14 protein-coding genes are annotated in these 14,486 nt (G+C 34.5%); 9 read left to right on the forward strand and 5 right to left on the reverse strand.

Translation table 11 applies throughout. The features are described 5' to 3' along the window. The first annotated feature begins 131 nt into the window (after positions 1-131). A complete protein-coding gene (locus BAZ10_RS09540; RefSeq protein ID WP_078796885.1) occupies positions 132-1,259 on the forward strand; it encodes a hypothetical protein in 1,128 nt (375 codons plus the stop codon). Between the two features lie 4 nt (positions 1,260-1,263). On the opposite strand, the gene ruvC is transcribed toward BAZ10_RS09540, so the two are convergent. After that, the gene (gene ruvC, locus BAZ10_RS09545) at positions 1,264-1,818 is read right to left on the reverse strand and encodes a crossover junction endodeoxyribonuclease RuvC (RefSeq protein WP_059156668.1); all 555 of its coding nucleotides are present in this window, start codon (positions 1,816-1,818) and stop codon (positions 1,264-1,266) included. Between the two features lie 103 nt (positions 1,819-1,921). Between ruvC and BAZ10_RS09550 the strand changes: the two genes are divergently transcribed. The 5 genes from BAZ10_RS09550 (at position 1,922) to BAZ10_RS09570 (ending at position 4,924) form a co-directional block, all read left to right on the forward strand. Further along, on the forward strand, positions 1,922-2,314 hold the full coding sequence (locus tag BAZ10_RS09550) for a DUF3060 domain-containing protein (protein ID WP_245803788.1): 393 nt from the start codon (positions 1,922-1,924) through the stop codon (positions 2,312-2,314). Positions 2,315-2,415: 101 nt separating this feature from the next. Continuing rightward, positions 2,416-2,745, forward strand: coding sequence for a PadR family transcriptional regulator (locus BAZ10_RS09555; RefSeq protein ID WP_058878073.1), 330 nt, complete (start codon positions 2,416-2,418; stop codon positions 2,743-2,745). Positions 2,746-2,750: 5 nt separating this feature from the next. Then, complete coding sequence (locus BAZ10_RS09560; protein ID WP_078771877.1) at positions 2,751-3,473, forward strand: hypothetical protein; 723 nt, start codon at positions 2,751-2,753, stop codon at positions 3,471-3,473. A 4-nt stretch (positions 3,474-3,477) separates the two neighbouring features. Continuing rightward, the gene (locus tag BAZ10_RS09565; protein ID WP_078771878.1) at positions 3,478-4,188 is read left to right on the forward strand and encodes a hypothetical protein; all 711 of its coding nucleotides are present in this window, start codon (positions 3,478-3,480) and stop codon (positions 4,186-4,188) included. Between the two features lie 43 nt (positions 4,189-4,231). Beyond that, complete coding sequence (locus tag BAZ10_RS09570; RefSeq protein WP_078771879.1) at positions 4,232-4,924, forward strand: hypothetical protein; 693 nt, start codon at positions 4,232-4,234, stop codon at positions 4,922-4,924. A 28-nt stretch (positions 4,925-4,952) separates the two neighbouring features. On the opposite strand, the gene BAZ10_RS09575 is transcribed toward BAZ10_RS09570, so the two are convergent. From BAZ10_RS09575 to BAZ10_RS09585, 3 genes are read right to left on the reverse strand one after another with little or no spacing between them, the layout of a single operon-like run. Further along, positions 4,953-5,714, reverse strand: coding sequence for a hypothetical protein (locus BAZ10_RS09575; RefSeq protein WP_078771880.1), 762 nt, complete (start codon positions 5,712-5,714; stop codon positions 4,953-4,955). A gap of 16 nt (positions 5,715-5,730) precedes the next feature. Beyond that, positions 5,731-6,255, reverse strand: a complete 525-nt coding sequence (gene thpR, locus BAZ10_RS09580) for an RNA 2',3'-cyclic phosphodiesterase (RefSeq protein ID WP_078771881.1) — start codon at positions 6,253-6,255, stop codon at positions 5,731-5,733. After that, positions 6,248-7,378 carry a serine hydrolase domain-containing protein gene (locus BAZ10_RS09585; RefSeq protein WP_078771882.1) on the reverse strand — a complete coding sequence of 377 codons (1,131 nt, stop codon included), beginning with the start codon at positions 7,376-7,378 and terminating at the stop codon, positions 6,248-6,250. Before BAZ10_RS09585 ends, thpR begins: the two co-directional genes overlap by 8 nt. Positions 7,379-7,549: 171 nt before the next feature. Here BAZ10_RS09585 and BAZ10_RS09590 point away from each other — a divergent pair, with 171 nt between their 5' ends. Next, a complete protein-coding gene (locus BAZ10_RS09590; protein ID WP_078772041.1) occupies positions 7,550-8,959 on the forward strand; it encodes a pyridoxal phosphate-dependent decarboxylase family protein in 1,410 nt (469 codons plus the stop codon). Positions 8,960-9,013: 54 nt separating this feature from the next. Here BAZ10_RS09590 and BAZ10_RS09595 read toward each other — a convergent pair whose 3' ends face one another. Then, positions 9,014-12,379 carry a methylmalonyl-CoA mutase family protein gene (locus tag BAZ10_RS09595; RefSeq protein WP_078771883.1) on the reverse strand — a complete coding sequence of 1,122 codons (3,366 nt, stop codon included), beginning with the start codon at positions 12,377-12,379 and terminating at the stop codon, positions 9,014-9,016. Positions 12,380-12,560: 181 nt separating this feature from the next. Here BAZ10_RS09595 and BAZ10_RS09600 point away from each other — a divergent pair, with 181 nt between their 5' ends. Both BAZ10_RS09600 and BAZ10_RS09605 read left to right on the forward strand, forming a co-directional pair. Continuing rightward, entirely contained in the window at positions 12,561-14,084 is a 1,524-nt protein-coding gene (locus BAZ10_RS09600) for a membrane-binding protein (protein WP_078771884.1), read from the forward strand. A gap of 8 nt (positions 14,085-14,092) precedes the next feature. Continuing rightward, the gene (locus BAZ10_RS09605) at positions 14,093-14,425 is read left to right on the forward strand and encodes a hypothetical protein (RefSeq protein ID WP_078678463.1); all 333 of its coding nucleotides are present in this window, start codon (positions 14,093-14,095) and stop codon (positions 14,423-14,425) included. Positions 14,426-14,486 lie beyond the last annotated feature (61 nt).

Below are 14,486 nucleotides of genomic sequence, written 5' to 3' on the forward strand. Positions count from 1 at the left end.
AGTAAAATAATTGTGCAATACTTGTAAAGCAGTTTTACAAGTATTGTATATTGATTATCAATTTACTACGCTTATTTTTGTTTAATGTATTGTTTGTGTTTAATTTTATTTCTTTATTTGGTGAAAAAAATGTGAGAAATAGTTTTCTGGTTATACTTTTCGCTTTATCATTTAATATTAATGCCCAGATTAATGTTATAAAAAATGGAGGAAGTATCTCTAAAAATGAACAGCAGGCCCTTGATCTGTTTAAGTCTTATATGCAAATTGTTAATGACAGAAACAAAGGACAAAAATTCTGGAATACAGATAAGAAGTTCGAATCTTATGATTTTTTATTTTCAGAAGGATTTTGGAATCCTAATTTGTATGCTTATATATCTCAGGCTAATGTTTTATCTGTATCAGATATAGGAGAAGAATCCAAGCTCATCAAAGTGCTTATGTCTCCTTCTGATAAGACAGAAAATATATATGCGATTGTAAATTATGTCTTTAAGAATAATAAACTATCCAATTATACTGATTTCTATACAGAAAAATGGATGAAAAGGACAGTTGGAAATATTGAATATTATTTCCCGTCAGATTATTCTTTCAACTTAGCTAAGGCCAAGCAAGCGAATGTCTTTATAAATAAACTGGAAAATATTTTTAAATTTAATAATCATAATAAATTGCATTATTACATTGCAAAAAACTGTAAGGAAGTAAGAACTGTGCAGGGCTTTGATTATGTTTTGGGAGAGGGACAAAGTAATCATTGTGCATTTTTTGACTCGCAGAATAAGATAATATATACCACAGCATTTTCAGGTGAAAATCATAAACATGAGCTTATACATCTTATTAATACCAAATATCCCAATGCACATTATTGGCTGACTTCGGGGTTTTCTGTTTATAGTAATTCTGATAATGTACACATCGGAAAGCCATTAACATGGCATTGTCAAAAGATTTCGGATTTTATAAAAGAGCATCCGGATTTTAATTTCTTGGATGAAGAAAAAGAGATAAAATTAGAGGGAACTTCCGTTGATTATTTTGTTGGTGCAGCATTAATTCATCAGTTTTTACAACAACATACTACAAAAGATTTAGATATGATTATGGAGAGATCATCGGATAAAGGTTTCTTTGAAAGAAACTATTATTTATTTGGTGCCTCAAGTTCGACAGACTTAAATAATAAGATAAAGGTAACAATCAAAGAGCTATCAAACCCTAATACCAAATTGATGCTGGATCTAAATTAATAATTTATTTAATCCTGCCAGGATTTTGTTTAATAAAGCTGTCCCATCCCGAATAAGATTTTTCAGAAATATCTTTGCCCATATTAAAATGATGACATACTGCAACAGCAAGTCCATCGGAGGCATCCAGATATTTGGTCGGGAATTCTTTTAGCTGTAACAGGTTTTTCAGCATTCCGGCGACCTGTTCCTTGCTGGCATTACCATTTCCGGTAATAGCCATTTTTATTTTTTTAGGAGAATATTCGGTTATAGGAATGTCTCTTGCAAGGCTGGCAGCCATAGCTACGCCCTGGGCGCGGCCTAATTTCAACATCGACTGTACATTCTTTCCGAAGAAAGGAGCCTCCAGTGCAACTTCATCCGGATGGTATTCATCAATTAATGCTAAGGTACGGTCAAATATCTTCTTTAGTTTTATTTCATGAGTCTCCAGCTTTTTCAGAATTAATTCGTGTATAGAAATTAATTCCATCTTCTGTCCCTTTACCGAAATAATACCAAATCCCATAACAGCTGTTCCGGGGTCAATACCTAATATGATTTTTTCGTGTTGCATTCTTATGCAAAGATACAGGGAATAATTAATGCGAGTTCAATGAATAGATACAATTTAAAACAGTATTTTTCGTTATTATTTATACAACGCTAAATTATATATTATGAAAAAATTATTTTTTTTATTCTTGTGGATGTTGCTCATAGGAACATCAGCTACAGTTAATGCACAAGTTTTCGGAGGGAATAGTAATACATCCGGAGGGGTAAGTGAAAAAGACGGGAATATCCATGTTGAAGGAGTAGGACATCAGAAGAAATTCAGTTCGGATGGTGGAATACTCCATATAGAGGGAGCAAATAACACAATTACTGTGAGTGGATTCTTGTCTAAGGTAATTATAGAAGGAGCAGGTAACACGGTTTATGTAGATAAGGTTAGCAGTGTGAAAATTGAAGGAGCAGGAACCAAAGTCTATTATAAAGCTTCACCTACTAAAACCGGGAGACCGGCAACGAATATTTTCGGCGCAGGAAGTAGCGTTATAAAGCAATGATTTAACAATTAAATAGAAATAAAAAAGGTATCAAAATTTTGATACCTTTTTTATTAATGCATAAGAAATTTATGTATATTTGATATGTAAGAAAATTAGGTATGTCTAAAAAGAATAATAAATTATACAAAGGAACTTTGCAGAATATCATTCTGAAACTTCTAGCTCAGGAAGTTAAGATGTATGGTTACCAGATGACGCAAAGGGCAAAAGATCTGACTAAAGGAGAGCTTGAGATGACAGAAGGTGCACTTTATCCGCTGTTACATAAACTGGAAGACGATGGACTTATTACATCTGAAATACAGAATATTAATGGACGTGACCGTAAATACTACCTGCTTACAGAAAAAGGAAAGCATCAGCAGGCAGAACAAGAAGCTGAAATGAAAAGCTATATTCTGAATCTGAATACTATTTTTAATATTTAACAGAAATGGAAAATCAGGAGAAAAAAATAACAAACTACTTAATCGAGAAAAGGCTACCATTGGATATCCTTTTGGAGGTGAAAGATCATATGACAGACCAGATTGCTGCCTTAGAGACAGATCAAAATTTAGATTTTGATGAAGCTTTTGAACAAACTAAAATTTCGTGGGAGAAAGACTTAAAGATGAGGATTAGCCTCTTTTCCTGTAAATTCCGGAAGATTACCAGACTCCAGAATAGTATTATGATGCGGAATCAACTTAGAATTCAGAAGAAGGTAATGATAATAATGTCGGCTATATTTTTTACGACTGTATTCTCAGCGTTTTATCTTCCGACAATTTCCAAGTATATTTTTTTAATAATTTATAGTACTGTAGCACTTTTGGGAATTGTACCTTCTGTTTTGGATAGGAAATTATTAAAGACAACAAAAGCAAACTATGATAAGAATATTAGTGTTTTCCAGAGAAGTACAAGCAATTATATGTTGATGGGAGCTTTCTTTATTATACTTAGCAATATTATAGATATTGATGCTTGTATGGAAAAGGTAAGAAATAGCATAATTGAATTATTTAATCATAAAAACTTTGCAGTACAAAATATTTTGCATCTGATGGCTGCATATCTTTACATCTATTCAGTTATGTATGGCTACTTCTGCTATATCAACTACAAAAGAGCAATAATAAAAATAAAGGAGAGAATGAAACTTGAATTTTAATATTATGAACACACCATCACAAAATAGTCCAGTACGTCAATACTTATTAGCAAAAAAACTTCCGTGGGATATTATGCTGGAAGTAGAAGACCATATTCTTGCACAGATACAGGACTTAGAAATATCAAAAAACCTGACATTCGATGACGCTTTTTTGCAGGCTCAATTATCATGGGAAGAAGAACTGAAAACAGACCGCCCGTCACTAACAACTTACAATGAATTTCTGGCGACGCCTTTTGTTAGGAAAATTTATTGGGAAAAGCGTAAAAGTGTAATTTTAAGTTCTGTTGGCTTTGCTTTATTTGTGTTAATATTTCTTATTCTTGCTGCAACAGAATTGGATATTTCGTCTTTCCGGATTGTCTTTATAGCTATGATAATTCTGTCTACTTTTATCCCTGTCTTGTATTATATCAGATATTTCCGGGTGTTTCGGTTTACAGATAAGTTTGCAAATAAAGTTTCAGTATATCAACGGGAATTTATCATATGGAATTTTATTTTAGGAGGCTTTAATTTTTTCTGGATTTCCCAAAAACAAATCCCGGATTTTTACCAGCTATTAAATGTGTATAAAGTAGAAGATACTCTATATACCTGTTTCATGTTTGTGTTTTTATTATTCTGGATGGGGATGTCTTGTTATTGTCTTTTATTTAGCCTGAAATTTGTAAAATCAGTGAAACAAATAAAAAAACAATTAGCATTATGATTGTTACAAAAACAGAAGAATAGAATCCAAAAATACAATAACGATGAATATACTGGAAAGAAAACAGATTCAGAAATATCTGGAAGATAAACGCCTTCCGTTGGATATTTATATGGAGATAGAAGATCATATTATTTCTCAGATAGAAGAATTGGAGAAAAAAGGTTTCGGCTTTCAGGAGGCTTTTTTACAGATAAAAACTAAATGGAAGAAAGAATTGTCCTTTCAGAATTTTAGTTTTAGTGATGTGAAAGCAGTACCCAAAATTGTAGCTAAGATGAGAAATGCATACATAAGAGAAATAATGCCTAAAATATTGGCGATCTCTTTTTCATTATTATTAGTGTTTGTTTTGGGAGCTCATAAATTGGATAAAGAACAATTTAAAATCCTTTACATAATTGTCTATACAGGTTTTATAATTACACCTGTTGTGGTACAACTAATAAACATCAGGGTACTAATGCAGAGATCTAATTATAAAAAACAGCCTTTAAATGCATTCCATAATATGGTTGAAGTATGTTATGGATTGTCAATTTTTCCGATGGTAAATGTAGTTAATATGTCAAAGTCATCTGAAATGTTTTATAATGTATTTTACATATCTGAAACAAGTTTGCTAAGCAAAATACTAACACTTAGTGTGCCATTATATTTTTCGTCGGTATGTTTATTTGCTGCATTTATTTTTATGAAATATAAAAGAGAAGTTGCTAAAATGAAATTAGCATAAAAGCGAAAAAGGTGCAATTGCACCTTTTTTATTTCTCTTCCAGTCCCTTACTGAACTCCATAAGTGCTCTCCCTTGGATAGCTCTTCTGCTGCCTTTTTCAATAGCCTTATCCCATTCTTTTTCTCCTTCTTCTGTTCGGCCAATAGCATATAAATAGCTGCCTAAAGCTGTATGCCCTTCAGGTTCTCCCATGTCAATTATTTTTTTCGCTAATGCCAAAAGTTCAGGATGTGGCTGAATATTTTGTTTGGAGAGATCTTTTCCCGTGAGTAAGCCAGGAGTAACTTCCAGCATTTTTGCTCCGAATAAATCAAGACAGGATTTTGCAAGTCCTTTGTCACATAGTTCCGTATTGAAGCTGATGAAATCCGTGTCGAGTAGGGCAGCAAGGTCACCCTGATTTTTCTTTTTATCGTAGTATTGAGCTAATAATTCTGCTTTCTTTTGTGATAGTTCGGGATTCTGTCTGTTATTTACTGATATAGAATCTTTATTGAATTTCCATGCCTCGTTTTCAACCCATGTAGAGATACCGTGAAGCTCCTTTCCTTTTACTTTAAATATAAAAATATCTTTATCGGGATAGATGATTAAGCTGTCATTTCTCGTAAAGTAATCTCCATGCGCCATTTCACCAATCAGAACTTTTCCGTTGCCGTCAAAGTTAAAGCTACCATATAAGCTTCCACTTCCCTTGATGCCATAATAGCCTTGTAATGCATTGTCAGGTCTTTGTGCAAAAGTAAAAGTTGAGAGAAATATTAAAAAGTAAAATATAAATTTTTTCATGCGACCAAAGATACTATTATCCGGTTAATTTTTTTGACGATAAAGAAACCCATTTTCCATCATGACGGAGAAGTTGAATTTCATCGACTATGAATTTAGTTTTGTAACCCTGATGTTCGTATAAATTCCATGCTTTCTTGAAATTATCAAAGCTAAGATCTCTATAACCGACTGTAACATGAGGATTGAAAGAGTTTTTTATAAAGTTAAAGCGTTCTTTTACTTTGGAATGAAGCGTGTTCAGGTTTTCATTTTTCTCAGGTTGAACAAACAGAACCGGATTTCTGGGATTCGGAAAAGATCCGAATCCATCTAATACTAACTCAAAAGGAGAAATATGCGTATCAATTTTCCGAAAAGCTGTAATAATATCCTGTTCCATATCCTGATCTCGCGAAAAAGGTGGGAATAGAGTAATATGAGCATCATTTTTCAGAGCCTTGGAATTACTGTAATTTCTGGCCAGATCTTCTTTGAAAACCCGTATTTCCTCAATAATTGATTTTGGAGGATAGATGGCTATGAAATATAATTTATTCATTTTTATGCTCAATAGGCTTTAGTAAATCCCTCTGTAAATCTACAATAACATTCTGAAGATTATCTGTAATGTTTTTAACCTCTTTATGTGGATTAAATACTGCATTTTTACCTTTATTTTCGTCAGCAATGTTAGAAAGAATAATTACTGAAGTTTTGGTTTCCGGATAATAAATATTCAAAGAAGGAGATCCCTTTACATAGCCACTATGGAAATAAGCTTCAGGTTTTCCGGTATTCAGCATAATCCCATAACCATATCCCATTTTTCCAAAAATGGCATGTTGCCTTTCCGCACTTTTCTTTGTGAATTCTTTTAGGGTTTCTGGTTTCAGAACTTTACCTCCATATAATTTCTGATTCCAAAGATGAAGATCATCTATAGTAGAGAGGATTCCACCCGCAGGCGTACCTATTTCTTTTCCGGCAAGTCGCTTAGGCATATTGGGGACAACTTCCTGAACTTTGTCATTTCCGAGATATGCACTTGCAAAATTTCCGTTTTTAAAAGTTGATGCAGTAGACGAATGCTGCATACCTATTTTGCTAAAGAGCTCTTTGACATTTTCGTCATAAGATTTTCCGGAAACTTTTTCCAAAATCTGGCCTAATGCATTAAATCCGTCATTAGAATAAAAGAAACCTGTTCCACTTCTAAACATAAGTCGGTTACCCATAATGTTCAGCCCGGAAGTATGATTCAGTAGCTGATTAATGGTTATATTTTCATATTCCTTGATTCGAAAATCTGGCAAATACTGTGAAACCTTGTCTTCCAGCTTTAATTTACCCTGTTCCTTCTGCAATAAGATAAGAACAGCAGTAAACTGCTTGCTTACTGAGCCAATGGCAAAAATGGTGTTGTTATCAATTTTAGTTTTACTTTTAAAGTTAGAATAGCCATTTTCTTTTCGGTATAATAAAGTACTGTCCTTAAAAACGGCAATACTTCCGTTGAAGTGATACTTTTTAAATACCGTATCAATCTGCTGTTGTGTAAGTTTAGTTTGAAATGCGGTTATGGTAGAATCTACAACAACATTGCGGTCGATAGTTTTTTGTTGTTCTGTTTTACATGAAAATAGCAGCGCGAAAAGAAATAGAAATCCTAATTTTTTTATCATAAGTGTTTTGTTATAAGTTTAAATAGAGTATTGATTAAAATAACATAACTGATTTTAAATTTAGTGAAATACTCTGAAGTCTCCTAACGCAACAAATTCCATGCTAAAGAACAATTAATATACAATTAGTAGTCTTAATTTATACCTTTGAATTAGCTAATTACAATGTATATGAAAGAAACCATAGAGAGTGATTCTTTAAAAATAGAACACTTGCTAAATACTATAAAAGAACAAGGTGTGGAATATTTAAATTCTATTTCGGAGAGAAAAACATCTGTAGATAATAAATTAATTCCCGAAAAGCAGACATTACCAGAGGAAGGATATGGTACTGAAGAAGCGCTGAAACTGTTTAATAAAAGATTCGAGCCTCTGATGGTGGCTTCATCCGGACCAAGGTATCTGGGATTTGTAACTGGAGGTTCTACCCCTGCTTCTATAGCTGGTGACTGGTTATCGACTATATATGATCAGAATACCCAATCCGTGAAAGGACAAGGAGATATTTCGGCAGTTATAGAGATAGAAACCATAGCAATGTTAAGGGATCTTTTGGAATTACCAAAAAGTTTTTTGGGAGGATTTGTTACCGGAGCTATGATGTCTAATTTCACTTGTGTTGCCGTAGCTAGACAGTGGTATGGAAAAGAGAAAGGAATAGATATAGCGAAAGAAGGAATTACGGTTCCGATACATGTATTAACTGCTACACCACATTCTTCAGCAATAAAGTCACTCTCTCTTTTAGGAATAGGAAGTAGTAATATTATTAAGATTAAAACTGAAGAGGGTAACAGAGAAGCAATTTGTATTAAAGATTTGGAAGATCATATCCAGACACTGAAAGGAGCTCCGTTTATTTTAATTTCAAGTGCCGGGACAGTAAATACTGTCGATTTTGATGATTTTGCTGCAATACGAAAGTTAAAAGAAAAATATAATTTCTGGTGGCATATAGATGCTGCATTCGGTGGTTTTGCTGCATGTTCCGATACTTATAAATATCTTGTGAGAGACTGGGAGTATGCGGACAGTATTACTGTAGATTGTCATAAATGGCTGAATGTACCATATGAAAGTGCTGTTTTCTTTATAAAAGAGGAGTACAAGTTGTTGCAGGTTGAAACTTTTCAGAATTCCAATGCTCCCTATCTGGGAGATCCTTTGGAGAGTTTTAATTATTTAAATTTTCTTCCGGAAAATTCGAGACGCCTGAAAGCTTTACCGGCATGGTTCTCTCTTATGGCTTATGGTAAAGATGGTTATAGGGATATTGTGGAAAATAGTATTTTTTGTTCAAAGCAATTTGGCGAGTTTATAGATATTAGTAATGATTTCGAATTACTGGCTCCGGTACGTTTGAATACAATATGCTTTACTTTAAAAGGTGAAGAGATGCAGGAGAAAGTAAACCAATTTCTGGAATTGCTGAATGCTACGGGTAAGGTTTTTATGACTCCAACTAACTATAATCAGCGTAAAGGGATTAGGGCGGCTTTTGTTAACTGGCGAACAACAACGCAGGATATAGAATTGATAACAGAGACAATGGCAACATTGATAACAAATTTCAAGTAAATAAAAATCCCTCATAGAAAATACTAGGAGGGATTATTTTTTAGGTTTTAGCCTCTACATATTTCTTCGGTATTTACCACCTACTTCAAACAAAGCATTGGTAATTTGTCCCAGAGAACAATATTTTACAGCATCCATCATAACTCCAAATAGGTTTTGTTGATTAATGGCTGCATGTTGTAATTTTCTTAAAGCTTCTTCAGATTTTCCTTCATTTGCTTCCTGGAAGTTGTGAAGCGATTCAATCTGCGCTTGCTTTTCTTCCTCAGTGGAACGGATAACCTCTCCCGGTAGAACAGTTGGAGAACCATCTTTGCCAAGGAAGGTGTTTACGCCAATAATAGGATATTCACCAGTATGTTTCAGCCATTCATAATGCATAGATTCCTCCTGAATTTTTGAACGCTGATACATAGTTTCCATAGCACCAAGAACTCCTCCTCTTTCTGTTATTCTGTCGAATTCGGTATATACAGCTTCTTCTACCAGGTCTGTTAATTCCTCGATAATAAAAGAACCCTGAAGTGGATTTTCATTTTTAGCCAGACCCAATTCTTTGTTGATGATGAGCTGGATAGCCATTGCCCTTCTTACAGACTCTTCTGTTGGTGTTGTAATCGCTTCATCATATGCATTGGTGTGAAGTGAATTACAGTTGTCATAAATAGCATATAATGCCTGAAGTGTGGTTCTGATATCATTGAAATCAATTTCCTGAGCGTGAAGCGAACGTCCGGAAGTCTGGATATGATATTTCAGCATCTGACTTCTTTCATCTGCACCATATTTTAATTTCATGGCTTTAGCCCATATTCTTCTTGCTACACGACCAATTACTGCATATTCAGGATCGATGCCGTTAGAGAAGAAGAAAGATAAGTTTGGTGCAAAATCGTTGATGTCCATTCCACGGCTTAGGTAGTATTCTACATAAGTAAATCCGTTTGCCAAAGTAAATGCTAATTGCGAAATCGGATTAGCTCCGGCTTCTGCAATATGATATCCTGAAATAGAAACCGAGTAGAAGTTTCTAACTTTTTCTTTAATGAAGTATTCCTGAACGTCACCCATTAATCTTAGCGCAAATTCTGTGGAAAAAATACAGGTGTTCTGTGCCTGGTCCTCCTTCAGAATATCTGCCTGAACTGTACCCCGAACGGTAGCTATCGTTTGGGCTTTGATTTTTTCATAGACATCTGCAGGGATTACTTCGTCTCCGGTAATTCCTAACAATTTTAAACCTAAACCATTGTTAGATGGTGGTAACGCTCCGTTATATTGAGGTCTCTTTAAACCTTTATCATCAAACTTGGCTTTTAGAACAGCCTCTACTTTTGATTCAAGTTTGTGTTCCGTAATATATTTTTCAACGTTCTGATCGATGGCTGCATTCATAAAGAAAGCCAATAGCATAGGAGCAGGTCCATTAATCGTCATGGAAACAGAAGTCAGTGCATTCACAAGGTCAAAACCTGAATATAGTTTTTTAGCATCATCCAATGTTGCAATAGAAACTCCGGCATTACCAATTTTTCCATAAATATCTGGTGGTAAAGCTGGGTCCTGACCATATAATGTTACGGAGTCAAAAGCTGTAGACAAACGTTTTGCCGGCATTTCGGCCGAAACATAATGGAATCTTCTGTTGGTTCTTTCTGGTCCGCCTTCCCCGGCAAACATTCTGGTTGGATCCTCACCTGTTCTTTTAAATGGATAAATACCAGCTGTGAACGGAAAGCTTCCCGGAAGATTTTCCTGTCCCTTCCATTTAATAAGATCTCCCCAGTCATTGTATTTTGGTAATGCTATCTTAGGAATTCTAAGATGGGACAGAGATTCTGTTGAGGTTTCGACTTTAATTTCTTTTCCGCGAACAAAATAAGAATAGAACTCTGCATGAAATGCCTTTTTAGTAGCATCCCAGTTTTTCAGAAAGTCTATATTCTCCTGTTGCAGCTCTTTTTCTGCTTTTTGATATTCAGTTTCTAAAATATCATTAGAAATAATTTTCTTAACGCCGTCAATATGATACATAGTTCTGGCCAGTTCAGCCTGTTTCTCTATAGCAGCATCATATTGCTTGTTGTTTTCTACAATTTCTGATAGATAACGAACTCTTTTTGGCGGAATAATGGTGACTTCATCTGTAACCTCTTGTTCTATAAAAGTATTAAACTCAGATGCATTGTCCCCCTGAGCCTGTCGAAGGGTCTCATTTACCTTTAAAACTAATCTGTTGTAGAGCTCTGTTGTACCATGATCGTTGAACTGGGAAGCTTTAGTCGCAAAAACCGGCATATCATCTAATGGACTTTCCCATAAAAGATGGTTTCTCTGAAATTGTTTTCTTACCGCTTGTAATGCATCTAATGCACCACGCTTATCAGATTTATTTAAAGCCACCAGATCTGCATAATCCAGCATGTCTATCTTTTCAAGCTGAGTAGAGGCTCCGTATTCAGGAGTCATTACATACATCGATACATCTGCAAAATCGGAAACTTCTGATCCAGATTGTCCGATACCAGATGTTTCCAGTATAATAACATCCGGATGTGCTAATTTTAGTACGTTTAGTGCAGAATGGATAAAAGGTGAAACCGAAACATTATTTTCTCTGGTAGCCATCGAACGCATGTAAACTCTGGGATCATTAATCGCATTCATACGGATTCTGTCACCTAGTAATGCACCACCAGTTTTCTTTTTGGATGGATCGATAGATATGATGGCAATTTTTTTATCCGGATTAGAACGCAGGAAGCGTCTCACCAATTCGTCTGTTAAAGACGATTTACCCGCACCACCAGTACCGGTAATACCAATAATCGGAATATTCAGATCTTTTGATTGTTCATCTATTGCCTTTACCAACTCAGGTTTTTCATCTGAAAAATTTTCCACAGCCGAAATAACCTGGGCAATGCTGGTTGGGTTATCAAAATTTATGGCATCCAGATCTTTTGCAGTTATATCTTTTCCGGTAGCAAAATCAGACCTTTGTACAAGATCATCAATCATTCCCTGAAGGCCAAGTTCTCTTCCGTCGTCCGGAGAATAAATTCTGTCGATACCATAATCCATAAGATCCTTGATCTCTTCCGGTAAGATAACACCACCCCCGCCACCGAAGATTTTAATCTGTGGCGAGTTCTTTTCTCTCAGCAGATCATAGATATACTTAAAGTACTCGTTATGTCCGCCTTGATAAGAAGTCAATGCTATAGCATTAGCGTCTTCTTGTATTGCTGTGTTTACAACTTCTTCTGCTGATTTGTCATGTCCAAGGTGAATGACCTCACATCCGGTTCCTTGGATCACCCGCCGCATAATGTTTATAGCAGCGTCGTGTCCGTCGAACAAAGCCGCTGCTGTAACAATCCTGACTTTATTGTCAGGAGTATATTTTTTTGTATTCATATTAGGGTTTAGTAATAATTCAAATATAATAAATTGAGAGGATATCTTCTTCAGGATTATATGGTTAACAAAAAGGGCTTAAAAATGGCCGGTTTCAGCCATTTTTGCCCGAAAATCATAGTCTGTAGATTAAAAATCAATACTTTTATACTCATAAAATTTAATACTAAACACTGCAACGATGAATCTGAAATCAACTATTGTAATAGCTTTAATCAGTGCTTATTCTGTAAGCTTTGCCCAGGAACGAATTTATTTTGATGAAAACTGGGAAACTACCACCAAAGACCAGATGGTTTATTACCGGGAAACCTCTAAACAAGGAAATCTAATTCTGCTAAAAGACTATTATAAAAACGGAACACTGCAGTTCGAAGGCTTAGCATCGGACGTTACACCAAATCATGAAGTATATGAAGGAAAAGCAACCTGGTATTTTCCTGATGGCAAACCTGAAAAAATTGCAGAATATATAAAGGGTATACCGACAGGCATATCTAAAATGTTTGACGGACAGGGGCGAATTGTTGAAGATCTTATTTATAATAAAGAAGGAAAGTATGATGGGACATCTTACCTTTATAAAGCCATTGATGAAGGTACAGGCTACAATATGATAACCGAATATAAAAATTCTGAAGCTACATTTGCTGTTATTTTCGACGATTCTAGAAAAGGGATACGAAGCGAGACTATTTATAAGGATGGTTATGAATCTGAAGTTAAATATTACGACGAAAAAGGTAAATATATAGGAAGTAGAACATATAATAGTAAAGAAGGTAAATATGAAGGAACTATTATAGAATACTATTATGGACCTATGAGAATTGCCAGTATAGAAAGATATAACAAAAAAGGAGATCTGTTGGAATCTAAGAGCTTTTATAAGAATGGCAAGCTGAAGCAAGATGTAAAAATCTCAGGTAAAAATAGACAGAAAATTACCTATAATGATGAAGGTAAGGTAATTGCAAAACTTGACCTAAAATATAATTTGGAAATTAAAGATGCTGTTGCTTATGAAGGCGAAGATTATGAATTCTATGAAGAAGGAGAGACTGTAAGACGTATAGCTACTTACCACGAAGGCGTACTTGCTTCCGATAAGAATTATGATGAAGACGGGAAATTAAATACTGAAACCTTTTATAAAGGCGAAGACAAGATAGCTACTAATTACTATAATACTGATGGCTCTTTAAAAGCAAAACTGGAATTAAAGGACGGCGTTGGCTATAATGGGACGGAAGTTGCAAGTGCTGGTGAAATAGTCTATAAGGATGGAATTGTTCAGGATATGAAAAGACTTTTTGAAAACGGAAAAGTACAATGGACAAAGCACCTTAACCCTGAAAAAAAAATATATGAATCTAAAGTATATAACGAAGAAGGAGCAGTACTTTATTCTTACACAAGATCAACAGATGAGGATTCATTTAACGGAGAAGTATTGCAATATTTAAAAGGAAAAATAAGTAATAAGGCTGTTATAAAGGATAATAAACTTGTTAGTGGCAAAATCCGAATCGATGAAGATGTACGTGATGTAGAAATCGAAAGAAAAGGAGAGTGGATAATAATCCGACAATATACAAAAGCAGCTAAGCTATTTTCAGAAGAAAAAATTCTTATTAATGAGAATCCTTACGGAGAATCTTATTATTTTCGCGAAGAATCTCTTGTCAAGAATTATAACTATTAATAAGAAGCATGAAAAAAGCAATTTTATATCTTTTATTGGGAACTGCAGTTAGTTTCCTGTTCCATTATTTTTTATCAGGATTCGGGAAAGTTTCTTTAGATCTTTATTATGCTTTTGCTTTTGGATTAGGTTGGGGAATGGCTTATTTTCTGGACAGACCCGATTTTGCACTACCCAAAAAATTGGGACTATCTTTTATAGGGATTATCCTTTTAGTAGTATTGGGAATTGTTTTCTTTAATCTGGAAATTGCTATTCCTTCTATTATTCGTTTTTCAACAGTCTTTGTTGCCTATTATCTTTTGGCCAGTTTCAGACAAAGTAAATCATTGAGAAAATAAATTTGATTTTAATAAAATCAAAAGCAGCGTTTCAGATATCTGAAACGCTGCTTTTTTATAT

It is taken from the genome of Elizabethkingia occulta (genome assembly GCF_002023715.1).
GTDB lineage: Bacteria > Bacteroidota > Bacteroidia > Flavobacteriales > Weeksellaceae > Elizabethkingia > Elizabethkingia occulta.